The sequence below is a fragment of the Nocardioides sp. JS614 genome, assembly GCF_000015265.1.
Lineage (GTDB): Bacteria > Actinomycetota > Actinomycetes > Propionibacteriales > Nocardioidaceae > Nocardioides.
In genome coordinates, this window is record NC_008699.1 from 2,014,552 (window position 1) to 2,037,869 (window position 23,318).

The 23,318-nt window shown below is 73.2% G+C and carries 21 protein-coding genes; 13 read left to right on the forward strand and 8 right to left on the reverse strand.

Annotated elements, in window-relative coordinates; translation table 11 throughout:
* Complete coding sequence (gene holA, locus NOCA_RS10980; RefSeq protein ID WP_011755345.1) at positions 1-993, forward strand: DNA polymerase III subunit delta; 993 nt, start codon at positions 1-3, stop codon at positions 991-993.
* Positions 994-1,268: 275 nt separating this feature from the next.
* Here holA and rpsT read toward each other — a convergent pair whose 3' ends face one another.
* The gene (rpsT, locus tag NOCA_RS10985) at positions 1,269-1,529 is read right to left on the reverse strand and encodes a 30S ribosomal protein S20 (RefSeq protein ID WP_011755346.1); all 261 of its coding nucleotides are present in this window, start codon (positions 1,527-1,529) and stop codon (positions 1,269-1,271) included.
* Positions 1,530-1,644: 115 nt separating this feature from the next.
* Positions 1,645-2,601, reverse strand: a complete 957-nt coding sequence (locus NOCA_RS10990) for a phosphotransferase family protein (protein ID WP_011755347.1) — start codon at positions 2,599-2,601, stop codon at positions 1,645-1,647.
* Between the two features lie 80 nt (positions 2,602-2,681).
* Here NOCA_RS10990 and lepA point away from each other — a divergent pair, with 80 nt between their 5' ends.
* The 9 genes from lepA (at position 2,682) to NOCA_RS11035 (ending at position 15,675) form a co-directional block, all read left to right on the forward strand.
* Positions 2,682-4,589, forward strand: coding sequence for a translation elongation factor 4 (gene lepA / locus NOCA_RS10995; protein WP_011755348.1), 1,908 nt, complete (start codon positions 2,682-2,684; stop codon positions 4,587-4,589).
* Positions 4,589-5,500: an aminoglycoside phosphotransferase family protein gene (locus tag NOCA_RS11000; RefSeq protein ID WP_011755349.1), complete on the forward strand. Its 912-nt coding sequence runs from the start codon at positions 4,589-4,591 to the stop codon at positions 5,498-5,500. Before lepA ends, NOCA_RS11000 begins: the two co-directional genes overlap by 1 nt.
* A gap of 17 nt (positions 5,501-5,517) precedes the next feature.
* The gene (locus NOCA_RS11005) at positions 5,518-6,174 is read left to right on the forward strand and encodes an MOSC domain-containing protein (RefSeq protein WP_011755350.1); all 657 of its coding nucleotides are present in this window, start codon (positions 5,518-5,520) and stop codon (positions 6,172-6,174) included.
* Between the two features lie 84 nt (positions 6,175-6,258).
* On the forward strand, positions 6,259-8,100 hold the full coding sequence (locus NOCA_RS11010) for an AMP-dependent synthetase/ligase (protein ID WP_011755351.1): 1,842 nt from the start codon (positions 6,259-6,261) through the stop codon (positions 8,098-8,100).
* Positions 8,101-8,186: 86 nt separating this feature from the next.
* Entirely contained in the window at positions 8,187-8,873 is a 687-nt protein-coding gene (locus tag NOCA_RS11015) for a hypothetical protein (protein WP_011755352.1), read from the forward strand.
* A complete protein-coding gene (locus tag NOCA_RS11020; RefSeq protein ID WP_011755353.1) occupies positions 8,873-10,435 on the forward strand; it encodes a DNA polymerase Y family protein in 1,563 nt (520 codons plus the stop codon). Before NOCA_RS11015 ends, NOCA_RS11020 begins: the two co-directional genes overlap by 1 nt.
* 15 nt (positions 10,436-10,450) lie before the next feature.
* Positions 10,451-13,888 carry an error-prone DNA polymerase gene (locus NOCA_RS11025; RefSeq protein WP_011755354.1) on the forward strand — a complete coding sequence of 1,146 codons (3,438 nt, stop codon included), beginning with the start codon at positions 10,451-10,453 and terminating at the stop codon, positions 13,886-13,888.
* A complete protein-coding gene (hemW, locus tag NOCA_RS11030; protein ID WP_049774312.1) occupies positions 13,888-15,180 on the forward strand; it encodes a radical SAM family heme chaperone HemW in 1,293 nt (430 codons plus the stop codon). Before NOCA_RS11025 ends, hemW begins: the two co-directional genes overlap by 1 nt.
* A gap of 27 nt (positions 15,181-15,207) precedes the next feature.
* A complete protein-coding gene (locus NOCA_RS11035) occupies positions 15,208-15,675 on the forward strand; it encodes a TM2 domain-containing protein (RefSeq protein ID WP_011755356.1) in 468 nt (155 codons plus the stop codon).
* 35 nt (positions 15,676-15,710) lie between these two features.
* On the opposite strand, the gene NOCA_RS11040 is transcribed toward NOCA_RS11035, so the two are convergent.
* The 3 genes from NOCA_RS11040 to NOCA_RS11050 are packed head-to-tail and all read right to left on the reverse strand — an operon-like array spanning position 15,711 to position 17,742.
* Positions 15,711-16,574 (reverse strand): DUF3097 domain-containing protein, encoded by an 864-nt coding sequence (locus NOCA_RS11040; RefSeq protein WP_011755357.1) that lies wholly within the window; start codon positions 16,572-16,574, stop codon positions 15,711-15,713.
* Between the two features lie 40 nt (positions 16,575-16,614).
* The gene (locus tag NOCA_RS11045; protein WP_011755358.1) at positions 16,615-16,860 is read right to left on the reverse strand and encodes a hypothetical protein; all 246 of its coding nucleotides are present in this window, start codon (positions 16,858-16,860) and stop codon (positions 16,615-16,617) included.
* Positions 16,861-16,878: 18 nt separating this feature from the next.
* Positions 16,879-17,742, reverse strand: a complete 864-nt coding sequence (locus NOCA_RS11050; RefSeq protein WP_011755359.1) for an MBL fold metallo-hydrolase — start codon at positions 17,740-17,742, stop codon at positions 16,879-16,881.
* Between the two features lie 148 nt (positions 17,743-17,890).
* On the opposite strand from NOCA_RS11050, the gene hrcA reads away from it, so the two are divergent.
* The 3 genes from hrcA to NOCA_RS11065 all read left to right on the forward strand — a co-directional run bounded on the left by hrcA (position 17,891) and on the right by NOCA_RS11065 (position 20,891).
* On the forward strand, positions 17,891-18,904 hold the full coding sequence (gene hrcA / locus NOCA_RS11055) for a heat-inducible transcriptional repressor HrcA (RefSeq protein WP_011755360.1): 1,014 nt from the start codon (positions 17,891-17,893) through the stop codon (positions 18,902-18,904).
* A 62-nt stretch (positions 18,905-18,966) separates the two neighbouring features.
* Positions 18,967-20,142, forward strand: coding sequence for a molecular chaperone DnaJ (gene dnaJ / locus NOCA_RS11060; RefSeq protein ID WP_011755361.1), 1,176 nt, complete (start codon positions 18,967-18,969; stop codon positions 20,140-20,142).
* Positions 20,143-20,150: 8 nt separating this feature from the next.
* Positions 20,151-20,891: a 16S rRNA (uracil(1498)-N(3))-methyltransferase gene (locus NOCA_RS11065; RefSeq protein WP_011755362.1), complete on the forward strand. Its 741-nt coding sequence runs from the start codon at positions 20,151-20,153 to the stop codon at positions 20,889-20,891.
* A gap of 68 nt (positions 20,892-20,959) precedes the next feature.
* Here the strand turns inward: NOCA_RS11065 and NOCA_RS11070 are convergent, their stop codons facing one another.
* From NOCA_RS11070 to NOCA_RS11080, 3 genes are read right to left on the reverse strand one after another with little or no spacing between them, the layout of a single operon-like run.
* Positions 20,960-21,844, reverse strand: coding sequence for a Gmad2 immunoglobulin-like domain-containing protein (locus NOCA_RS11070; protein WP_011755363.1), 885 nt, complete (start codon positions 21,842-21,844; stop codon positions 20,960-20,962).
* Positions 21,845-21,871: 27 nt separating this feature from the next.
* Positions 21,872-22,813: a Gmad2 immunoglobulin-like domain-containing protein gene (locus NOCA_RS11075; RefSeq protein WP_011755364.1), complete on the reverse strand. Its 942-nt coding sequence runs from the start codon at positions 22,811-22,813 to the stop codon at positions 21,872-21,874.
* Entirely contained in the window at positions 22,810-23,310 is a 501-nt protein-coding gene (locus NOCA_RS11080; protein ID WP_011755365.1) for a SigE family RNA polymerase sigma factor, read from the reverse strand. The genes NOCA_RS11075 and NOCA_RS11080 overlap by 4 nt, the downstream gene beginning before the upstream one ends.
* Positions 23,311-23,318: the final 8 nt, after the last annotated feature.

The following is a 23,318-nucleotide window of genomic DNA, read 5'->3' on the forward strand; positions in this document are numbered from 1 at the left end:
ATGGCAGGCCCCTCTCACCCGCGCGCGGCGGACGTTCTCGGCCGGGTCACGCTGGTGACCGGCAAGGAGGAGTTCCTCAACGAGCGCACGGTCTCCGCCGTGCGGGCCGCCGTGCGCAACCACGACGCCGAGGCCGAGCTGTCCGAGACCGTCGCCGGCGACCTCTCGCTCGCCACGCTGGGCGAGCTGGCCGCCCCCTCGCTGTTCTCCAGCATCCGGTGCGTCGTCGTCCGGGCCCTGGAGAACCTGCCCGAGGAGTCGGTCGACGGACTGCTCGCGTACGCCGCGGCACCCGCGGAGGACGTGGCCCTGGTGCTCGTGCACGGAGGCGGCGCCAAGGGCAGCGGCACGCTCACCAAGCTGCGCAAGCTCGAGACCGTCACCGAGTCCAAGTCCGGGGAGCTGCGGCCCTCGGAGTTCCCGTCGTTCGTGGCCGCCGAGGTGCGCAGCCACGGCTCGACGATCGACCAGGAGGCGGCCGACTTCCTCGTGCAGGCGGTCGGCCAGGACCTGCGGTCGCTCTCGGCGGCCGCCGACCAGCTGACCAACGACTTCCCCGGCCAGCCGCTGAGCGTCGAGAAGGTCAAGCAGTACTTCGGCGGCCGGGCCGAGGCGAAGTCCTTCGCCGTCGCCGACGCCGCGTTCTGGGGCCGGCGCACCGCCGCCCTCGAGGAGCTGCGGTGGGCCTTGGACGGCGGCACCGCCCCGGTGCTGGTCACCTCGGCGTTCGCCGGCGGCGCCCGGGGGGTGGCGCGCTACAAGGCCGCACCGCGGGGGATGAGAGACGCCGACCTGGCCCGCGAGGTGGGCGTTCCGCCGTGGAAGCTGCGCACCATCCGCGACCAGTCCCGCGGCTGGTCCGACGGCGGCATCGCCCGCGCGATCCGCGCGATCGCCCAGGCCGACGCCGACATCAAGGGCGCAGCCAGCGACCCGTCGTACACCCTCGAGCGCCTGGTCCTCACCATCACCGCCCTCCGCGACCCCCGCTGACTCCGGGCGACGCTGGTCGGTTTCCCCGGTGAACCGGGGAAACCGGAACTGTTGGGCCGAAACTTCGGGCCAGAAGTTCCAATTTCCCCGGTGAACCGGGGAAACCGACCCGAGGAGCCGCGCACTTCAAGCTCGATACGTCGGTCGCGAGCTCGTTCTTCGCCCGGCTGCTCGACCTGGCGGCCGACTCCCGGCCTTCGCCGGCTCAGGCCGGGGCAGCTCGAAATGCAGATCGACCCGCCAGAACGGGGCTGGCGGGTCGATGGTGCGGCGGCTCAGAGAGAGGCGGCCTTCTTGGCGATCGCGGACTTGCGGTTCGCGGCCTGGTTCTTGTGGATGACACCCTTCGAGGCGGCCTTGTCGAGCTTGCGGGCGGCGTCTTGGCCCAGCGCCACGGCGGTGTCCTTGTCGCCGGCCTCGGCGGCCTCGCGGAACTTGCGCACGGCGGTCTTCAGGCCGGTCTTCACGGCCTTGTTGCGCTCGTGGCGCTTCTCGTTCTGCTTGTTCCGCTTGATCTGGGACTTGATGTTCGCCACTGGTGCAGCCTTCTGGTCGGTGTGGGCACGGTCTTGATGTCGGGGTGCGTATCGGCGTGCGGACAGCCGGACACGCGACGGACAACGTTAGCAGCGGGCCCGGCGCTGCCCCAAATCAGGTGGGCCGGCGCCACCCGCGCCGCTCGCAGAGCCACTCCCAGCACACCTCGCCCTGCCAGCGTTGGGCGTCGCGCATGTGCGGGGAGTTCGGCGGCACCGGCTGGCCCGCGGACGAGAGGAAGTAGCCGGTGACCAGGGCCAGCACGATGTCGACGGCCTCGGGGTCGAGGTCGCGGGTCAGCGGTGAGCTCGCGAGCACGGCGTCCACGTCCAGACCGTCGCCGCGCGGGCCGATCAGCAGGATCAGGGTGTCCAGCCAGGCCGCGCCCACGACCGGCCAGTTCCAGTCGCACAGCAGCACCCGGCCGTCGTCGGCCAGCATCAGGTTGTCGTCGCGGATGTCGGTGTGCACGAGCGTGCCGCCGGGGGCGACCTCGCCGAACCGCGCGGCCAGCTCGGCGGCCCGGCCGGCGTGCTCACGGCGTACGTCGGCCCAGAGGGCCGGCCAGCCGGCGAACTCGGTGGAGAAGTCGTCGAGGACCAGCCCCGCGGGCGGCGGGGTCAGGGTGGCCGCCAGCCGCTCGGTCATCGCGAGGCAGGCGGCCAGGTCCTCCGCGCGCCAGGGCCGGCGCGGCTGGCGGGACGGGACGTGCTCGATGCCCAGCACGACCCAGTCGTCGGGGTCTGCGGTGTCGTGGACCCAGAGCAGCCGCGGCGCGGGCGCCTCGACGGGCAGCCCGGCCAGCTTCCGCGCCTCCTCGCGGTAGGCCTCGGCGAACATCCGCTGCGCCCGGGCCGAGGCCGCCTTCACGAAGTGCCGCGAGCCGTCCGCGCAGGTCAGCACGGAGGCGAACCCGGGCGTGAACCCGGCCCCCTGGGAGATCGCCTCGACCACCGGTGATCCGCACCGCTGCTCGATCAGGGAGCGGATGTGCGGCGGTAGGTGCGGCCACTCCAGCCGCCGGGCGGTGCGGCCGTGCGGGATGGTCGTCGGACGGCGTACGGCGCTCACCGGGTCATCCTCGCGGATGGGGCCGCGCCGATCGTGCGGGGTCCGTGCGGAGTGCGGGTTTCGCGGCGCCGAATGGAACAATGGCGCCGTCCCCGTCCGCTCGACGAGAGTCACCTGTGCCCACGAACACCGCGCCGCTCCCCGGCCACACCGATCCCGCGATCATCAGGAACTTCTGCATCATCGCGCACATCGACCACGGCAAGTCGACGCTGGCCGACCGGATGCTGCAGCTGACCGGTGTCGTCGACGAGCGCAGCGCCCGGGCGCAGTACCTCGACCGGATGGACATCGAGCGCGAGCGCGGCATCACGATCAAGAGCCAGGCCGTGCGGATGCCGTGGACCGTGCCGGCCGGCAACGCCGCGGGCGCCGAGCCCGGCACCTACGTGCTCAACATGATCGACACCCCCGGGCACGTCGACTTCACCTACGAGGTCTCCCGCTCGCTGGAGGCCTGCGAGGCCGCGATCCTGCTGGTCGACGCCGCCCAGGGCATCGAGGCCCAGACGCTCGCGAACCTCTACCTCGCGATGGGCGCGGACCTGCACATCATCCCGGTGCTCAACAAGATCGACCTGCCGGGCGCGAACCCCGAGAAGTACGCCGCCGAGCTGGCCGGTCTGGTCGGCTGTGAGCCCGAGGACGTGCTGCGGGTCAGCGCGAAGACCGGCGACGGCGTGGCGGACCTCCTCAACGAGATCGTCCACCAGACGCCGCCGCCGGTGGGGGAGGCGGACCGCCCGGCACGGGCGCTGATCTTCGACTCCGTCTACGACACCTACCGCGGCGTGGTCACGTACGTGCGGGTGGTCGACGGCAGGCTCACCCACCGCGACCGGATCAAGATGATGTCGACGGGCGCGACCCACGAGCTGCTCGAGCTCGGTGTGATCAGCCCCGAGCAGGTCAAGGCCACCGAGATCGGGGTCGGCGAGGTCGGCTACCTGATCACCGGCGTGAAGGACGTCCGCCAGTCGCGGGTCGGCGACACCGTCACCACCCAGAACCACGGGGCCACCGAGGCGCTCGGCGGCTACAAGCACCCGAACCCGATGGTGTACGCCGGGCTCTACCCGATCGACGGCGACCAGTTCGGCGACCTGCGCGAGGCGCTGGAGAAGCTCCAGCTCAACGACGCGGCGCTCACCTACGAGCCGGAGACGTCGGGCGCGCTGGGCTTCGGCTTCCGCTGTGGCTTCCTCGGGCTGCTGCACATGGAGATCACCCGGGACCGGCTGGAGCGGGAGTTCGACCTCGACCTGATCTCCACGGCGCCCAACGTGGTCTACCACGTCCAGATGGAGGACGGCTCCGAGGTCGAGGTGACCAACCCCAGCGAGTTCCCCGACGGCAAGATCGCCGAGATCCGCGAGCCCGTCGTACGCGCCACGATCCTGAGCCCGAGCGACTACATCGGCACGATCATGGAGCTGTGCCAGACCAAGCGCGGCAGCCTCCAGGGCATGGACTACCTCTCCGAGGACCGCGTGGAGATGCGCTACACGCTGCCGATGGGCGAGATCGTCTTCGACTTCTTCGACCAGCTGAAGTCGCGCACCAAGGGCTACGCCTCGCTCGACTACGAGCGCTCCGGCGAGCAGGCGGCCGATCTCGTCAAGGTCGACGTCCTGCTCCAGGGTGAGCCGGTCGACGCGTTCTCGGCGATCGTGCACCGCGAGGCGGCGTACTCCTACGGCGTGATGATGGCCGGCAAGCTCAAGGAGCTGATCCCGCGCCAGCAGTTCGAGGTGCCGATCCAGGCCGCCATCGGCGCCCGCGTGATCGCGCGGGAGAACATCCGCGCGATCCGCAAGGACGTGCTCGCCAAGTGCTACGGCGGCGACATCAGCCGCAAGCGCAAGCTGCTGGAGAAGCAGAAGGCCGGCAAGAAGCGGATGAAGAACATCGGCACCGTCGAGGTGCCGCCGGAGGCGTTCATCGCCGCGCTCTCCAACGCGCCCACCTCGGAGAAGACCAAGAAGTAGTGATCCCGCCAGGGTTCTCGGCGTACGCCGCGCGCGGCGCGGACTGGGCCGCGTTCCTCGATCGTCTTCCCGGGCTGGTCCGCGACCTGCTGGAGGAGTGGCAGCTCACGGAGGACGGGCCCGCGACACACGGCTTCTGCGCTCTGGTGCTGCCGGTGCGGACGGCCGGCGGGCGCCCGGCGGTGCTCAAGATGAGCTGGCCGCACTGGGAGGCCGAGCACGAGCACCTGGCGCTCCAGCGCTGGCACGGCGCCGGCGCGGTCGAGCTGCTCCGGGCCGACCCGTACCGGTACGCGCTGCTGCTGGAGCGGCTGCACCCGGAGGACCTGCGCGACCTGTGGGACGTCGAGGCGTGCGCCGTCGTCGGTGCGCTGTACGAGCGGCTGCACGTGCCGGCCCCGCCCCAGCTGGTGACCCTGTCCTCGTGCGTGGCTCGGTGGGGCGTCGAGCTCGCCGCGCTCCCGCGGGACGCGCCGCTGCCGCGCCGGCTGGTGGAGCAGGCGGCGTCGCTGTGCCGGAGCCTGGCGGCCGACGAGGCGACCGACGGGCGGCTGGTGCACACCGACCTGCACTACGAGAACGTGTTGGCGGCCGATCGGGAGCCGTGGCTGGCGATCGACCCGAAGCCGCTCAGCGGAGACCCCCACTACGAGGTCGCGCCGATGCTGTGGAACCGGTGGGACGACCTGCTCTCGGCGTCCCGGAGCGTGCGGGACGGGATCCGGCTGCGGTTCCACACCCTCGTCGACGTGGCCGGGCTCGACGAGCGCCGGGCCCGCGACTGGGTCGTGGTCCGGATGCTGTGCAATGCGCTGTGGCGGCTGCAGGACCCGCCCGGGGTGCACCGGAGCACCCCGACCGGGGAGTACCTGACCCGGTGCGTGACCGTGGCGAAATCGGTGCAGGATTGACTGCGGGTGCTGGGAGGATGGCCGTCGTGGGCATCCTGCACTCCGTCAACGTGGGCCGCGACCGGGACGCGCCGTACGCGAACCTGGGGCACTCCGGCATGAACAAGCAGCCGGTCGCGGGCCGGGTGGCCGTGCGCGCCCTCGGACTCGACGGGGACCAGGTGGGCGACACCGTCCACCACGGTGGCGTCGACCAGGCGGTGTACGTCTTCGCCCGCGAGGACCTGGACCGGTGGGCGGTCGAGCTCGGGCAGGACATCCGGGACGGGATGTTCGCGGAGAACCTCACCACCCGGGGCATCGACGTCAACGAGGCCGAGGTCGGGGAGCGGTGGCGGATCGGCACCGCGGAGCTCGAGGTCGCCAGCGTGCGGATCCCGTGCAACGACTTCAAGAGCTGGATGGGCGTGGGCGGCTACGACAACCGGGCCTGGGTGAAGCGGTTCGCCGCCACCGGGCGGCCCGGGCCCTACCTGCGGGTGCTCGTGGAGGGCGAGGTCGGTGCCGGCGACGAGATCGCGGTGGTCCACCGGCCCGGGCACGGGGTCACGGTGTCGACGATGTTCCGGGCGCTGACGACCGAGACCGACCTGCTGCCGGACCTCCTGCGCGTCGAGGGACTGGTCGAGCAGGCCCGGGTGACGGCCGAGAAGTACGTCGCGGCGCGCGGCTGAGGGGGTTTTGCTACCCGCGAGTTGCGTTGGTGATCTAGGTTACTGCGCAACCCCGTCCTTCTCGGCAGCACTGCAGGAGAGTCCATGACCGCCCAAGCCAGCAGCGCCCCCAACTACGACGCCGGCTTCGTCGACAACCTCACCCAGAACTTCGCCCTCCAGTTCCTCGACCGGGTCGCCGCGTCCGCGGAGCGGGAGGCGTTCCGGTACCCGCGAGGGGAGGCGTGGGAGTCGGTCACCTGGAAGCAGGCCGGCGACCTCGTCGAGAAGCTCGCCGCCGGCCTGCTCGCCCTGGGGCTGGAGTCCGAGCAGCGGGTCGGCATCGCGGCCGGCACCCGCTACGAGTGGATCCTCGCCGACCTGGCGATCATGTGCGCGGCCGGCGCGACGACCACCGTGTACCCGTCGACCAACGCCGAGGACACGGCGTACATCCTGAGCGACTCCGAGTGCCGGGTCGTCTTCGCCGAGGACGACGAGCAGATCGCGAAGCTCAAGGAGCACCGCAACGAGCTGCCGCACCTGGGCAAGATCGTCACGTTCGACGGGACCACCGACGGCGACTGGGTGATCGGGCTCGACGACCTCGCGAAGCTGGGCGAGGCCTACCTCGCCGAGCACCCGGGCGTCGTCGAGGAGACCGTGCGCTCGATCGCGCCGGACCAGCTCGCGACCCTCATCTACACCTCCGGCACCACCGGCCGGCCCAAGGGCGTGCGGCTGCTGCACCGGTCCTGGGTCTACGAGGGCACCGCCATCCAGGTGCAGGACATCCTGCACGAGGACGACCTGCAGTTCCTGTGGCTGCCGATGGCGCACTCCTTCGGCAAGGTGCTGCTCTCGGCGCAGCTGGCCTGCGGCTTCGCCACCGCCATCGACGGACGCGTCGACAAGATCGTCGACAACCTGGGGGTCGTCAAGCCGACGTTCATGGGTGCCGCGCCGCGCATCTTCGAGAAGGCGCACGGCCGCATCGTCACCATGCAGGCCGCCGAGGGCGGCGCCAAGGAGAAGATCTTCAAGAAGGCCTTCGAGGTCGGCGTCAAGGTCGACCAGCTCAAGCGCGAGGGCCGCTCGGTGCCGCTGCTGCTGGGCGTCCAGCACGGGCTGTTCGACAAGCTGGTCTTCAGCAAGGTCCGCGAGCGGTTCGGCGGCCGGGTGCGGTTCTTCATCTCCGGCTCCGCCGCGCTGAACGCCGAGATCGCCGAGTGGTTCCACGCCGCCGGCATCTTGATCCTCGAGGGCTACGGCATGACCGAGAACGCCGCGGGCGCCACGGTCAACCACCCGGCCGACTACAAGATCGGCTCCGTCGGGCCGGCGCTCCCCGGGAGCGAGGTGAAGATCGGCGAGAACGACGAGGTGCTGCTGCGCGGCCCGCACGTGATGGCCGGCTACCACAACCTGCCCGAGGAGACCGCGGCGACGCTCACCGCCGACGGGTGGCTGCACACCGGCGACAAGGGCAGCCTCGACGCCGACGGCTTCTTGACCATCACCGGACGGATCAAGGACCTCTTCAAGACCTCCGGCGGCAAGTACGTCGCGCCGTCGGCGATCGAGTCGAAGTTCAAGGCCGTCTGCCCCTACGCCAGCCAGTTCCTGGTCTTCGGCAACGAGCGCAACTACGTGGTCGCGCTGATCACCCTCGACCCCGACGCGATGGCCGGCTGGGCGGAGGAGAACGGGATGGGCGGGGCGTCGTACACCGACATCGTCAACTCCGACCAGGTCCAGAAGATGGTGGGGGAGTACGTCGACGAGCTGAACTCCCGGCTGAACCGCTGGGAGACCATCAAGAAGTGGCGGCTGCTCGACCACGACCTGACCATCGAGTCCGGTGAGCTGACCCCCTCGATGAAGGTCAAGCGCAACATCGTGGAGAAGAACAACCAGGAGCTCATCGACTCGCTGTACCAGGGCTGACACGCCCCGCGGGCTCAGTTCAGTTGGTTGCAGCCGAAACCTCGCCCCCCGATTGACTCGATCGAACACATGTTCGATGATGGGGTGTGGGCACCTCGACCGGCACCGCGAGCACCGCGGACACCATCGCGCAGCTGCGCAACCGGATGGCGCGCATGCACGACGGGGTCCCGCGGCTGCCGCTGGAGACCCACCCGGTGCTCGCCGGGCTGGTCCAGCTGCGGGCCGGGGGCAGCTACGCCGTCGACAGCGCGAGCCTGGCGCTTGCGCTGATGGCCGGCCCGTCGCGGGCCGGTGGCTGGTGCGCGGTCGTGGGCGTGGGCGACTTCGGCGCGGAGGCGGCGTACGCGCTCGGTGTCGACCTGGGCCGCACCGTGCTGGTCCCCGACCCCGGAGACCAGTGGCTGGAGGTCACCGCCGCGCTCGTGGACGTCGCCACGGTCGTGGTGATCAGCCCGCCAGGCCGGGTCACCGAGCCGGTCGCCGACCGGCTGGCGGCCCGGCTCCGCAAGCGTTCGGCCGCCCTGGTCGCCCGGGAGCGGACACCGGGGGACTGGCCGCGCTGCGAGGTGCGGCTGACCACCCGCGAGCCCGCCTGGTCCGGCGCCGGCGCCGGGCACGGGCACCTGCGGTCTCGGAGGCTGGTCGTCGAGGCGCAGCGCGGCACGGCGCCGCCGCGCCGCGGTGCGCTGTGGTTCCCCGCCGAGGACCAGACCTACCGCCGCGCCGAGCCGCTCGTCGCCGCCACGCAGTTGGTGGAGGAGGCCAGCTAGTGCCGCGGGTGATGGCGATCTGGTGCCCGGACTGGCCGGTGGTCGCCGCGCTGGCCGACGAGGGCCTGCCGACCCACCTGCCGGCGGCGGTCTTCAGCGCGAACATCGTGCAGGCGTGCAACGCCGGCGCCCGGGCCTTCGGCGTACGCCGCGGCATGCGCCGGCGCGACGCGCAGGGCCGGTGCCCGGAGCTGAAGGTGTACGCCGCGATCCCCGACCGCGACGCCCGGGCCTTCGAGCCGGTGCTGGCCGCGGTCGAGGAGCTGCGGCCCGGGGTGGCGCCGCTGCGGCCGGGCCTGGTGGCGCTGCGCGCGCCGGGCCGGTTCTACGGCGGCGAGCCGGCGGCCGCGGCGCTGGTCGCCGAGCGGCTGGTGGGGCTCGGGGTCTGGGACTGCCGGGTCGGGGTCGCTGACGAGCTGTTCACCGCCGAGCAGGCCGCCCGGCGAGCCGCCCCGCAGGACTGCTTCGTGGTCGAGCCGGGGGAGTCGGTGCCGTTCCTGCGGGGGCTGCCCGTCGAGGTGATCGAGGACCTTCCCGACGGCCGCGACGCCGTCAGCCTGCTCAAGCGGCTCGGGCTGCGCACCCTCGGCCAGCTCGGTGACCTGGCGGCGGCCGACGTGCGCGACCGGTTCGGCCGGCAGGTGGCGTGGGTGCACCGGGTGGTCGGCGGGGACGGCGCCGAGCTGCTCGCGACCCGCATCCCGCCGCCGGAGCTGGCCTGCCACGTCGACTTCGAGCCGCCACTGGACTCCGCCGAGACGATCGGCTTCAGCGTGCGGCAGACCGCGGACCGGTTCGTCGCCGGGCTGGCCCGCCAGCACCTGGTCTGCACCGAGGTGCGGATCGAGGCCCGCTGCGAGGGCGAGGCCGAGCCGTCCTGCTCGCGGGTCTGGCTGCACCCGCGGTGGTTCGGCGCCGCCGACCTGGTCGACCGGCTGCACTGGCAGCTCCAGGGGGCCCGGTCCGGGGTGCCCGGCCGGGGCGGACAGGTGCGGGCACCGGTCGACCGGGTGGTCTTCGAGCCGGTGACCGTGGTCCCGGACGCCGTGCACGCCGACGGACTGTGGGGCGGGACCGAGGAGCGGGTGGAGCGCGGCATCGCCCGGGTGCAGGGGCTGCTCGGCCACGAGGCCGTGGTGCGGCCGGTGCTCCAGGGCGGCCGGTGCCCGGGCGACCGGCAGGCGTTCGTGCCGTGGGGGGAGCGGCCCACCGGGCTGCGACCGACCGGTCCGCCGTGGCCGGGCAGCATCCCGCCGCCCGCGCCGTCACGTGTGCTGGCGACGCCGTGGTCCGCCGAGGTCGTCGGTGCCACCGGCCGTCCCGTCGCCGTCGACGAGCGCGGGTCGGTCACCTGTGCGCCGGAGCGGTTCCGGGTCGACCGCTCCGGCGGGTGGCAGCCGGTCGCCGCCTGGGCCGGCCCGTGGCCCATCGACGAGCTCTGGTGGGAGGCGCCCCCGCGGCGCCGCAAGGTCGCGCGCTTCCAGGTGGTCGGCGTCGACGGCAGGGCCTGGTTGCTCACCTGCGAGGAGGGCGTGTGGTGGACCGAGGCGGCCTATGACTGACGAGGGAGTCGACTGATGGGCTGGTCCAACCCCCCGATCTCCTGGGGTGAGCTGGAGAAGCGGCTCTCCGGGCGGCTCAGCACGCCCCAGGACCCCGAGGCGCCGATCTCGACCCGCAAGCGCAAGCGCACCCGGGTCGATGTGGCACGGCCGGCCGGCCCGGTCACGCCGTACGCCGAGCTGCACTGCCACTCCAGCTTCAGCTTCCTCGACGGCGCCAGCGGCCCCGACCACCTGGTGCTCGAGGCGCTCCGGCTCGGCCTGCACGGACTCGCGATCACCGACCACGACGGTTTCTACGGCGCCCCCCTGTTCGCCGAGACCGCGCAGCTGCACGCCACGAACGAGCAGAGCCTCAAGACGGCGTACGGCGCCGAGCTCTCCCTCGGCCTGACCCGGCCGCAGCACGGTGTCGCCGACCCCGAGGGCGGGCACCTGCTGGTGCTGGCCCGCGGTGTCGAGGGTTACCACCGGCTCGCCGGGGCGATCACCGACGCCCAGCTGCGCGGTGACGAGAAGGGCCGCCCCGTCTACGACCTGGCCGAGCTGGCCGAGCGGGGACGCGACCACTGGCTGGTGCTGACCGGCTGCCGCAAGGGCGCCGTACGCCGGGCCCTCCTCGAGCACGGACCCGTGGCCGCGGCGGCGGAGCTGGACCGGCTGACCGCGCTCTTCGGCCACGACAACGTCGTGGTGGAGCTGATCGACCACGGCTATCCCACCGACTCCGCCCACAACGACCTGCTCGCAGCCCTGGCGGCCGACCACGGGTTGCGGGTGGTCGCCACCAACAACGTCCACCACGCCCGTCCCGAGCAGCACCGGGTCGCCGACGCGATGGCGGCGGTCCGGGCCCGGCGCAGCCTGGCCGAGATGGACGGCTGGCTGCCCGCGTCCGGGATGGCCTGCCTGCGGTCGGGGGAGGAGATGGTGCGCCGGTTCGCCCGCTATCCCGGCGCGGTGGCGCGCAGCGTCGAGCTCGCTGACGAGATCGTCTTCGACCTGCAGAAGGCCACGCCACGGCTGCCCAAGGACGGCATCCCTGCTGGGCACACGCCGTCCACCTGGCTGCGCGAGCTGACCGAGCGGGGCTTCGCGCAGCGGTACGCCGGCGGGCCGCTCGAGACGCGGGCCCGCGCGAGCGTCGAGCACGAGCTGCGGATCATCGCCGAGAAGGACTTCGACGGCTACTTCGTGATCGTCCACGACATCGTGGCGTTCGCGCGTTCGCGGGGGATCCTGTGCCAGGGCCGGGGATCGGCGGCGAGCTCGGCGGTCTGCTACGCGCTCGGCATCACCGCGATCGATCCGGTCTTCTACCGGCTGCCGTTCGAGCGGTTCATCTCCCAGCATCGCGACGAGGAGCCCGACATCGACGTGGACTTCGACGCAGGCCGGCGCGAGGAGGTGATCCAGTGGGTCTACGAGCGCTACGGCCGCCACAACGCCGCGCAGGTCGCGAACGTCGTCGGCTACCGCCCCAAGATGGCGGTCCGCGACGCGGCCAAGGCGCTGGGGCACTCCCCAGGCCAGCAGGACGCCTGGTCCAAGCAGGTCACGTCGTGGACGACCGTGGCCACGCGGGACGGCGGCGAGCACCCCGCTGATCTCCACGTACCCGCTCCGGTCGTCGCGCTCGCCAACGGCTTCCTCGGGGCACCGCGCCACCTCGGCATCCACTCCGGCGGGATGGTGCTCACCGAGCGGCCGATCGGCGAGGTGGTGCCGATCGAGCGGGCCCGGATGGACAAGCGCACGGTGCTGCAGTGGGACAAGGACGGCTGCGAGTACATGGGGCTGGTGAAGTTCGACCTGCTCGGGCTGGGGATGCTCAGCGCGCTGGACCACATGATGCGGATCGTCGAGGAGCACCTCGGCGAGCGCTGGGAGCTGAGCACCATCCCCAAGGAGGAACCGGCGGTCTACGACCTGCTCTGCCGGGCCGACTCGGTCGGGGTGTTCCAGGTCGAGAGCCGGGCCCAGATCGGCACGCTGCCGCGGCTGCGGCCCCGGGAGTTCTACGACCTGGCGATCGAGATCGCGCTGATCCGGCCCGGCCCGATCCAGGGCGGCGCGGTGCACCCCTACATCCGGCGGGCCACCGGTCGGGAGGAGGTCGAGTACGCCCACCCGTCGCTGGTGCCGGTGCTCGAGCGCACCAAGGGGGTGCCGCTGTTCCAGGAGCAGCTGATGGACATGGCCCGGGTGCTCGGCGACTGCACCCGCGACGAGGCCGACCTGCTGCGCCGGGCGATGGGCTCCAAGCGCGGCATCGAGCGGATCGAGAGCATCAAGGACAAGCTCTACGAGGGGATGGCCCGCAAGGGCCTGGTCGGCGAGGAGGCCGACGCGATCTACCTGAAGATCCTCTCCTTCGCGAACTTCGGCTTCGCCGAGAGCCATGCGCTGTCCTTCGCCAAGCTCGTCTACGCCAGCTCGTGGTGCAAGCTGCACTACCCCGGCGCGTTCCTCGCCGCGCTGCTGCGGGCCCAGCCGATGGGGTTCTACTCGCCGCAGTCGCTGGTGCACGACGCCCGGCGGCACGGCGTCGAGGTGCTGCGCCCCGACCTGGTCCGCTCCGCGGCGAGCGCCGACCTCGAGCCGCTGGCCGTGGCGGACGGGCCGGTGGGGCTGCCCAGGTGCCTGGTCGACCATCCCGAGCGGACCGACTGGGTCCCCGGCACGCCGGATCCGACCCCGGCACACCGGCGGGACGCGGCGTACGCCGTACGTCTCGGGCTGGACGCGGTCCGCGGCATCAGCGCCGTCGTGGCCGAGCGGATCGTCGCCGCCCGGGCCGAGCGCCCGTTCGCCGACCAGGCCGACCTGTCGCGGCGGGCCGGCCTGGATGCTCGTCAGCTGGAGGCGCTGGCCACGGCCGGTGCCTTCGACGAGGCGTTCCCCGGCGGCGGCCTGTCGCGCCGCCAGGCGCTGTGGAACGCCGGCTGGACCGAGAGCGAGGAGCACCTCGAGGGCATCCGGGCCGCCGGGCCGGCGCCGATGCTCCCCGAGATGGACGAGGTCGAGGTCACCATGGCCGACCTGTGGGCCACGGGGATCACGCCTGCGCAGCACCCGTTCGGCCACCTGCGCGAGCGGCTGCGCGCCGCGGGCATCAAGTCGGTGGCCGACACGGCGAGCGCCGAACCGGGTCGGCGGGTGCACGTCGCCGGCCTGGTCACGCACCGCCAGCGGCCGGGCACCGCCGGCGGCGTCACGTTCCTCAACCTCGAGGACGAGACCGGGATGCTCAACGTGATCTGCACCGTCGGGGTGTGGCGGCGACACCGCGCCACCGCCGCCGGCGCGGCCGGGATGGTGGTCCGCGGCATTCTCGAGCGCCAGGACGGCGTCACCAACCTGGTCGCCGACCGGCTCGCCCCGATCGAGTCGGTCCACCCCGAGGCCGGCCAGGCCCTGCGCGCCCGGCACCGCTCCCGCGACTTCCAGTGATGGGGGGCTCGGTGAGGAGTGGGTGGGAGGATGGGGTGGTGTCCCCGTCCGCGCTGCCTCCCGGTGAGCCCGCGCCCGAGGACGGGTCCCTCCCCGCGAGCGCGCTGGCCCGGGTGGGGGAGCGCGGGTTCGGGTTCTACGTGCACGTGCCGTTCTGCACCGTGCGGTGCGGCTACTGCGACTTCAACACCTACACCGCCGAGGAGCTGGGGCCCGCCGGTGGGGCCCCCGGGGCGAGCCGGGCGACGTACGCCGAGGCCGCGATCGCCGAGGTACGCCGGGCGCGCCAGGTGCTCGGCGACACCGATCTGCCGGTGAACACCGTCTTCTTCGGCGGCGGCACCCCCACGCTGCTCGGCCCGGCCGACCTGGGGGCGGTGCTGGCCGCGATCGGCGCGGAGTTCGGGTTGGCCGACGACGTGGAGGTCACGACCGAGGCGAACCCCGACAGCGTCGCCCTCTGGGACCTCGAGGAGCTCCGCGCTGCCGGGTTCACCCGGCTCTCCTTCGGCATGCAGTCGGCGGTCGACCACGTGCTGCGGGTGCTGGATCGCACCCACGACCCGCTCCGGGTGCCGGCGGTCGTCGACTGGGCGCGGCAGGCGGGCTTCGAGCAGATCAGCCTGGACCTGATCTACGGCACCCCGGGCGAGTCCGTCGCCGACTGGGACGTCAGCGTCGAGGCCGCCCTCGCGTGCGGACCGGAGCACGTGTCGGCGTACTCCCTCATCGTCGAGGAGGGCACCGCGCTGGCCCGCCGGGTCAAGCGGGGCGAGCTGCCGATGCCGGACGAGGACGACCTCGCCGACAAGTACCTCCTGGTCGACGACCGGCTCGCCGCCGCTGGGCTGGAGTGGTACGAGGTGTCGAACTGGGCGCGCGGCCGCGACGACAACACGGCGAGCCGCTGTCGGCACAACCTCCTCTACTGGACCGGGGGCGACTGGTGGGGCGTCGGGCCGGGTGCGCACTCGCACGTCGGCGGGGTGCGGTGGTGGAACGTCAAGCACCCCGCGGCGTACGCCGAGCGGATCGCGGCCGGCCGGAGCCCGGCCCACGCGCGGGAGGTCCTGGACGAGGAGAGCCGGCGGGTCGAGCGGGTGCTGCTCGAGCTCCGGCTGCGCGACGGCCTGCCCGTCGAGGTCCTCGACGAGTCCGGCCGGGCGGCGGTCCCGGACCTCGTGGCCCGCGACCTGATCACCGAGCTGGCGACCGACGACGGGCACCGCCTGGTGCCCACCCGCCGCGGCCGGCTGCTCGCCGATGCGGTCGTGCGCGATCTCCTGCCGTGAGGGCCCTCGCGGTCCTAGGGTGAAACCATGACCACAGGCCCAGAGAACCCGGATCCCTCGCAGCAGCCACAGGGCCAGCCCGAAGGACAGTCGGCACCGCCGCCGTACGGTGCGCCGGCCCCGCCGCCGTACGGCGCGCCGGCCCCGCCGCCGTACGGCCAGCCCAGCGGCTACCCGCCCCCGCCGGCCGGCGGCTACCCGCCCACCGGCGCAGCGCCGTACGGCGCCAGCCCGGCCGCGCCGTACGGCGTGCACCCGGTCACCGGCATCCCGTACTCCGACAAGACCAAGCTGGTCGCCGGCCTGCTGCAGATCCTGATCCCGCTGGGCATCGGCCGGTTCTACCTCGGGGACACCAAGACGGGTGTCTGGCAGCTGGTCGTGACCGTGCTGACCTGCGGGATCGGCGCGCTCTGGCCGTTCATCGACGGCATCATCATCCTCGCCACCGACAACGTCACCGACGCGCAGGGACGGCCACTGCGGATGAGCTGAGCCGCGCTGTCACACGGCGGAGTTCCTTCGCCTGCTCACTCCGCGGAGGCGGTGACGAAGTCGATGAGCTCCTCGACCCGGCCCAGCAGGGCCGGGTCGAGGTCGTTGTAGGAGGAGACGCGGCCGAGGATGTGCTGCCAGGCCCGGGCGATGTCGGCCTGGTCGCGGTGCGGCCAGCCGAGGTGCTGGCACACGCCCTTCTTCCACTCGATGGTCCGCGGCACGTCGGGCCAGCGGGTCAGGCCGAGCCGGTCGGGCTTGACCGCGGCCCAGATGTCGATGAACGGGTGGCCGACGATCAGCACGTGGCCGCCCACCGGCGAGGCCGCGACCGACTGGGCGATCCGGCTCTCCTTCGAGCCGGGCACCAGGTGGTCGACGAGTACGCCGACCTTGCGGTCGGGGCCGGGCCGGAAGTCGCGCAGGTGGTCGCCGAGGTCGTCGACGCCGCCGAGGTACTCGACCACGACGCCCTCGATCCGCAGGTCGTCGCCCCACACCTTCTCGACCAGCTCGGCGTCGTGGCGGCCCTCGACGAAGATCCGGCTGGCGCGGGCGACCCGGGCCCTCGCGCCGTGGACGGCCACCGACCCGGAGGCGGTGCGGGTCGGCTTCGCCGGCGTGCCACCGCGCGTCGGCGGCACCAGGATCACCGGCCGGCCCTCGAGCAGGAAGCCCGGCCCCAGCGGGAAGGTCCGGCGCTTGCCGCGGCGATCCTCGAGGGTGAGCGTGTCGAGGTCGCGGTCGACCGCCACGATCTCGCCGCACCAGTCGGTGGTGACCTCCTCGACCACGACGCCCAGCTCGGCGGGCGCCTCGACGGCGCGGCCCCGCTTCGGCGCGCGCCAGTCGGTGGCCAAGACGTCGGATCCGTAGCGGTCGTGGGTCACCTGCGCCACGCTAGGCGGGACCACCGACGGGGCCGCGGAGGGCGCGCCGTCAGCCCGCGGAGTCGTCCTCCCCGTCGCCCGACCCGCCGGACTCCTCGGCGCCCTTGGCGTCGGTGGCGTCCTCGTGGCTCTCCTCCGGCGTCTTGCCGCCGAGCACGTCCAGCTCCTCGGCCGATTTCGGTTCGTCCTCGTCGGTGAGCGGCTTGGCGAGCGGGTTGTCCTCGGTCGGCCGCAGGTCCTCGGGCAGCTTGTCGTCGGAGATGCCGGCCGCGGGCTCGTCGTCGTGGGTGCTCATGACCACGACGTACCCCTCCTACACGAGCGGCAACCGCTTCTGGCTGCGGGGGAGCTGGTCGTAGCCGCGGCGCACGGCGGCGGCGAGCTCGGTGCGCGGGTAGGGCCACTCGCCCATCTCGAGCGCCTGGCCGACCGGGACCCCGCGGCCGGCCAGGTCGCGGATCGTCTCCGCGACCACGCCGATCGCGTTGCGCTGCTCCTCGACGAAGTCCCGGTCCACGGGGGCGCCGTGGCCGGGGACGACCACCGAGTCCGGCGTGGTCAGCGTCAGGACGACGTCGAGGCTGAGCGGCCAGTCGAAGGGATAGCAGTCCTCGCCGAATCCCGGCACCCCGGCGCGCAGTGCCGACTCCTCGACGAGGTCACCGGCCAGTAGCACGTCGGCGTCCGGGACCCGGACCACGAGGTCACCCGCGGTGTGTCCGCGTCCGGGATGCACCAGCTCGACCATCCGGTCGCCCAGGTCGAGCACCCGCGCCGAGGAGAACGTCCGGTCGGCCGGGACGATCGTGGTGGCCAGCACCTCCTCGCGGTGCGGGTCGTCGGGCTCCTCGTCGTACGCCGCCTGGATCCGCTCGCCGGCCGGGACCGTGCGCTCGGCCGCGGCCTCGTGCGCATGGATCGGCAGGTCGGCGCCGTACGCCGAGCGCAGCTCGCCGTTGCCGAAGGTGTGGTCGAAGTGCTCGTGGGTGTTGACGACCGCGATCACCGTCCCGGCGCCGAGCCGGCGGATGTCGTCGACCACGGCCCGCGCGGCCGTGGCGGAGGCGTGGGTGTCCACGACCAGGAGGCCCGAGTCACCGCCCACCAGGGTCACGTTGACGTCGAACCACTCGTAGCGCGCGACCCAGACCCGGTCGGCGACCTCCCTGAAAGCCACCGGGCCACCCTAGGACCTGCCTGCGCGACGGGATGCAGCGCGCCACGACGTGCCTCGGCGGGGCGCCTAGTAGTCTTGGCACTCAGGACTTTCGAGTGCCAGCGCGCCGGGCGACCGGGGCGCGGTCGGACGTGAGGAGGTGTGGCGAGTGCAGGAGGAGCGCAGGCTCGCCGTGCTCCGCGCGATCGTGGAGGACTACGTCGCCACCGAGGAGCCGGTGGGCTCCAAGGCGCTGGTCGAGCGGCACGGCCTCGGGGTGTCCCCGGCCACGGTCCGCAACGACATGGCGGCCCTGGAGGACGAGGGCTACATCACCCAGCCGCACACGAGCGCCGGCCGGGTCCCGACCGACAAGGGCTACCGGCTGTTCGTGGACCGGCTGACGACCATCAAGCCGATGAGCACGGCGGAGAAGCGGGCGATCGCCACCATCCTCGACGGCGCGATCGACCTCGACGACGTCGTCCAGCGCTCGGTGCGGCTGCTGGCCCAGCTGACCCGCCAGGTCGCGGTCGTGCAGTACCCCACCCTGTCCCGCTCCACGGTGCGCCACATCGAGCTGGTCGCCTTGACCCCGACCCGCCTGCTGGTGGTGCTGATCCTCAGCACGGGCCGGGTCGAGCAGCGCCTCGTGGACCTCGCCGCCGAGCTCGGCGAGGAGGACCTGGCGGACCTGCGCACCGTGGTCAACCGCGCCGCGCTCGGCGAGATCATCGCCGATGCCGCGACCGCGCTGCGGGCCCTGGTGCCCGCCGAGGATGCCACCCCCACCGGGGCGGTCGTCGACGTCCTGGTCGAGGCGATGTCCGACCACCGATCCGACGAGCGGATCGCGGTCGGTGGCGCCGCGAACCTGGCCCGCTTCGGCGACAGCTTCGACTCGGCCGTCCGGCCTCTGCTGGAGGCCCTCGAGGAGCACGTCGTGCTGCTCAAGCTGCTCGGCGAGGCCACGGCCGGCGAGATCCTGACCGTTCGGATCGGGCACGAGGGGCCCTACCAGGAGCTCTCCTCGACCAGCGTGGTCGCGACCGGCTACGGGCCCGGCGACGAGGCGCTCGCGCGCCTCGGCATCGTCGGGCCCACCCGGATGGACTACGCCGGCTCGATGGCGGCGGTCCGCGCCGTGGCGCGCTACGTGTCGCGGATCCTCGACGAGGGCTAGCCCCCGGCCCACACCCACAGTCAGGTCGAGATCGACCAAGCCAGATCACAGAAGGAACCACGTTGAGCCAGGACCTGTACGAGCTGCTCGGTGTCGGCCGCGACGCGGACGCCGACGCCATCAAGAAGGCCTACCGGCGCCTGGCCCGCCAGTACCACCCCGACGTCAACCCCGACCCCGAGGCGCAGGAGCGCTTCAAGGAGATCTCGCTCGCCTACGAGGTGCTCTCCGACCCGCAGAAGCGCGCCCACTACGACCGCGGCGGCGACCCGTTCGGCGGCGGCGCCGGCGGCTTCGGTCAGGGCGCGGGCTTCTCGTTCACCGACATCATGGACGCCTTCTTCGGGGGCGGTGGCGCCGCCGGCGCGGGCCGCGGGCCGCGGCCCCGCGAGCGCCGCGGCCAGGACGCGCTGATCCGCCTGGAGGTCGAGCTCGCCGAGGCGGCCTTCGGCGTGACCCGCGAGATCAAGGTCGACACCGCCGTGCGGTGCAGCACCTGCCACGGCGAGGGTACGGCGGCGGGCACCCACCCGATCCCGTGCGAGACCTGCCACGGTGCCGGCGAGGTGGCGCACGTGCAGCGCTCCTTCCTCGGCGAGATCCGCACCCTGCGGCCGTGCCCGGCGTGCCGCGGGTTCGGCACGATCATCCCCGAGCCCTGCCGCGAGTGCTCCGGCGACGGCCGGGTCCGCTCCCGCCGTACGCTCACCGTCAAGATCCCCGCCGGCGTCGACAACGGCACCCGGGTGCAGCTGTCCGGCGAGGGCGAGGTCGGCCCGGGCGGCGGTCCGGCCGGCGACCTGTACGTCGAGATCCACACCGCGCCGCACGAGACCTTCACCCGCCATGGCAACGACCTGCACTGCACCGTCACGCTGCCGATGACCGCGGCGGCGCTCGGCACCACGCTCACCCTGCCCACGCTGGAGGCCGACGTGGTCACGGGCGACCCCGACGAGTCCGAGGTGGAGACGTCGTTCGACCTCGACGTCCGGCCGGGCACCCAGTCCGGCACCGAGCAGGTGCTGCGCGGCCGCGGCGTCCCGGGCCTGCGCGGTGGGCGCGGCGACCTCGTCGTCACCGTGGTCGTCGAGACGCCGACTCGGCTCGACCCCCGCCAGGAGGAGCTGCTGATCGAGCTGGCCGCGATCCGCGGCGAGGAGGCGCCGACCGGCCAGGTGCGCCCCGGCGCCAAGTCGGTGTTCGGCCGGCTCCGCGACGCGTTCAACGCGCACTGAGCACCGCCATGTCGCTCCCGGTCCACGCGGTCCCGAGCCTCGAGGGCGTGCGCGCCGGCTCGGAGGTCACGGTCGAGGGCGACGAGGCCCACCACGCGGTCGCCGTCCGCCGCCTGCGCGTGGGGGAGCAGGTGGTGCTCACCGACGGCGCCGGTACGTCGGTGGTCGGGGCGGTCTCGGCCACCGGCAAGCGGGTGTTCACGGTCGCCGTCGAGTCGGTCCGGGTCGAGCCCGAGCCGGAGCCCGCGGTCGTCGTCGTGCAGGCGCTCCCGAAGGGTGAGCGCGGCGAGCTCGCGGTCGAGGTGCTGACCGAGATCGGCGTGTCCGAGATCGTGCCCTGGGAGGCGGCACGCAGCGTCACGGTCTGGAAAGGCGAGCGGGCGACAAAGTCCCTGGCCCGGTGGCGCGCCACCGCCCGGGAGGCCGCCAAGCAGTCGCGGCGCATGCGGTTCCCCTCGGTCGCCCCGCTCGCGTCGACCGGGGACGTGGTCGAGCTGCTCGGTGCCGCGGACCTGGCCGTGGTGCTCCACGAGGACGCGACCGGGCCGGTCGCCGGTCTCGACGTACCCGCTGCCGGGCGCATCGTGGTCGTCGTCGGGCCCGAGGGCGGCCTGACCGAGGACGAGGTCGCCATCTTCGTCGGCGCGGGCGCGGTGTGCGTCCGGCTGGGCGCCGAGGTGCTGCGGACCTCGACCGCCGGCGTCGCCGCCGTGGCGGCGCTGCTCTCCCGCACGCCGCGCTGGCGCTGAGCCGGCAAGCTGCCGATGAAACTCGGCGGCAGCCCGGCCACCTGCGCGGGCCCGAGCCCGCGGCGGACTCACTGCACGGTGATGGTCTTGGTGTCCTCGGTCGGGCCGTGGCCCTCGCCGCCGGAGGGGTCGTCGGTCATCGCCACGAACGTGTAGGTGCCGGGCTCGAGGTCGGAGACGTCGACCTCGGTCTCCCACGGGTAGAGCTTGTCCATCCAGCCCTCGGCCGTGGCGAAGCCCTTCGCGGCCACGGTGCCGTCCTCGGCACGGACCTCCCACGGCGTGGTGGCCTCGAACGAGCTGGACACCCCGCTCGCGGTGAACGTGCCGCTCACGGTCGCGCCCTCCTCGGGGCTGGTCACGTTGACCAGGGCCCGGACGTCCAGCTCCGGCTCGTCGGCCAGCTCGCCGCCCAGGCCGAACAGGTCGGCGGGCGCGCCGTCGAGCCGGATCGCGACCGGCTTGCGCGCCTGGGCGACGCCCTGGAGGGTGTAGACCAGCTGCTGCGCGGCGAGCCGGGCGTCGTCCTGCGACATCCCGTCCGGGGCGGTGGTCCAGCTCTCGTCGGGCAGCTCCACGACGATCGGGTCCGCGTCGACCTGCACGCCGGCGAACGAGCCGCCCGGGTAGAGCGTCCGGTAGTCGGGGTCGAGCGCGTCGCCGGAGGTCATCAGGGCCAGGGCGCCGGCCGCCGGGTCGTCGGCCGGGACCTGCCGGAACTCGCGGTAGAGCCGCGGCCCCTGCGGGGTGTCGCCGACGAAGTAGACCGGCACGGCGACGGTCTCGGCCGCGCTCTCGGAGGGCTCCGACGGCGCCGAGCTCTCGGCCCGGCCCTGGGTCGAGCCGCTCGCAGGCGACGGGTCCTCGGCGGTCTGGTCACTCCCGCACGCGGCCAGCGCGCCCAGGCAGACGGCGGCGGACAGCAGTACGGCGAAGCGGGTGCGGACGCTCATGGCTCCATCCTCTCGGTCGCGGGGCACTCAGCGGACGATGATCGTGCGCGTGTCGACCGCCGGGTGCGATCCCTCGGCGCCGCCCGACGGGTCGTCCTCGCGCACCACGAACGTGTAGAAGCCGTCGGGCAGGCCGGTCAGGTCGATCTCGGCCTGCCACGGGTAGAGCTTGTCCATCCAGCCGGCGGCGCTGGTGAACCCGTCGCGCACGACGGTCGCGGACTCGTCCTGGATCTCCCAGTGCACGGTGGTCTCGAAGGAGTTCGCGCGACCGCGGGCGGTGAACGAGCCGTGGTAGGCCTGGCCCTCGGCCGGGTCGCTGATGCTGACCAGGTTGAGCACGTCGTTCTGCGGCCGGGAGTCGATCGGCGCGCCGACGGCCTCGCCGTCGCGTACGAACTGGACCGGCGCCTGGGTGTGCAGCGTGCCCTGCAGGGTGTAGACGACCTGCTGGTCGACCAGGTCGCCCGCCGGGTGGTCGAGGTCGGGCGCCGCGTCGCCCAGCTCGACCTCGATCACGCCGCCGGCCAGGCGGGCGCTCTCGAAGGAGCCCTGCGGCCACGGCGACTCGTAGTCCGGGTCGAGTGGCGGGCTCTGCAACCGCTCCAGGGCGGCCGCCGCGGGATCGTCGCCGACGACCCGGTCGAACTCGCGGAACAGCCGCCAACCGTCGGCCGTCTCGCCGAGGTAGTACGCCGGGACCAGCACGGTCTCGCTCGCGTGGTCGGGGTGGGCCGGGCCCTCGTCGGAGGAGGGCCGGTCGCCACCGAGGACCGCGAAGGCCGCGACCGCGGCGGCGGTGGCGAGCGCGACCCCGCCCGCGGTGTAGAACCACGGCCGGGCCGCCCGGGCCGGGGTGTGCGCCGTCCGCGCCCGGATCGCGTCGATCCGGTCGACGGGCTCGATGTCGTCGACGGCGTCGTGCAGCAGCCGGACCAGGTCGGGCAGGTCGGGCAGGGGCGTGTTCACAGGTCCTCCTCGAGCAGGGCGCGCAGCGCGGCGGCACCACGTGAGGCGTGGCTCTTCACCGCGCCCCGGCTGATGCCGAGGGTGTCGGCGATCTCCGCCTCGGACAGGTCGAGGTAGTAGCGCAGCGCGAGCACCTCGCGCTGCCGGACGGGCAGGGCGCGCAGAGCCTCGAGCACCGCCTCGCGCCGGTCGGTGTCCGGGGTGGGGTCCGGGGTGTCGGTCGCGCGCACCGAGGCGGCGTGCCGGTTGACGACCGCGCGGTGCCGCAGGGCGGACCGCGACCGGTTGACGACCGCCTGGCGCAGGTAGGCGAGCGCGTTCTCGGGGTCGCGCAGTCGCGACCAGCGGCCGTGGACGGCGACGAAGGCGTCCTGCACGATCTCCTCCGCGAGGCCCTGGTCGCGCACCAGCAGCACGGAGAGCCGCACCAGCTGACGCCAGTGCGCCGCGTAGAGCTGCTCGAGCGCCTCGTCCGCGGTCCAGACGGGCCGATCCATCACCGCAC

Excerpts from the sequence above, each read along its gene's own strand:
- holA (WP_011755345.1), top strand. The coding sequence starts at position 1 with ATGGCAGGCCCCTCTCACCCGCGCGCGGCGGACGTTCTCGGCCGGGTC.
- lepA (WP_011755348.1), top strand. The coding sequence starts at position 2,682 with ATGGCGCCGTCCCCGTCCGCTCGACGAGAGTCACCTGTGCCCACGAAC.
- NOCA_RS11005 (WP_011755350.1), top strand. The coding sequence starts at position 5,518 with ATGGCCGTCGTGGGCATCCTGCACTCCGTCAACGTGGGCCGCGACCGG.
- NOCA_RS11010 (WP_011755351.1), top strand. The coding sequence starts at position 6,259 with ATGACCGCCCAAGCCAGCAGCGCCCCCAACTACGACGCCGGCTTCGTC.
- NOCA_RS11025 (WP_011755354.1), top strand. The coding sequence starts at position 10,451 with ATGGGCTGGTCCAACCCCCCGATCTCCTGGGGTGAGCTGGAGAAGCGG.
- hemW (WP_049774312.1), top strand. The coding sequence starts at position 13,888 with ATGGGGGGCTCGGTGAGGAGTGGGTGGGAGGATGGGGTGGTGTCCCCG.
- NOCA_RS11035 (WP_011755356.1), top strand. The coding sequence starts at position 15,208 with ATGACCACAGGCCCAGAGAACCCGGATCCCTCGCAGCAGCCACAGGGC.
- NOCA_RS11045 (WP_011755358.1), bottom strand. The coding sequence starts at position 16,860 with ATGAGCACCCACGACGACGAGCCCGCGGCCGGCATCTCCGACGACAAG.
- NOCA_RS11065 (WP_011755362.1), top strand. The coding sequence starts at position 20,151 with ATGTCGCTCCCGGTCCACGCGGTCCCGAGCCTCGAGGGCGTGCGCGCC.
- NOCA_RS11070 (WP_011755363.1), bottom strand. The coding sequence starts at position 21,844 with ATGAGCGTCCGCACCCGCTTCGCCGTACTGCTGTCCGCCGCCGTCTGC.
- NOCA_RS11080 (WP_011755365.1), bottom strand. The coding sequence starts at position 23,310 with ATGGATCGGCCCGTCTGGACCGCGGACGAGGCGCTCGAGCAGCTCTAC.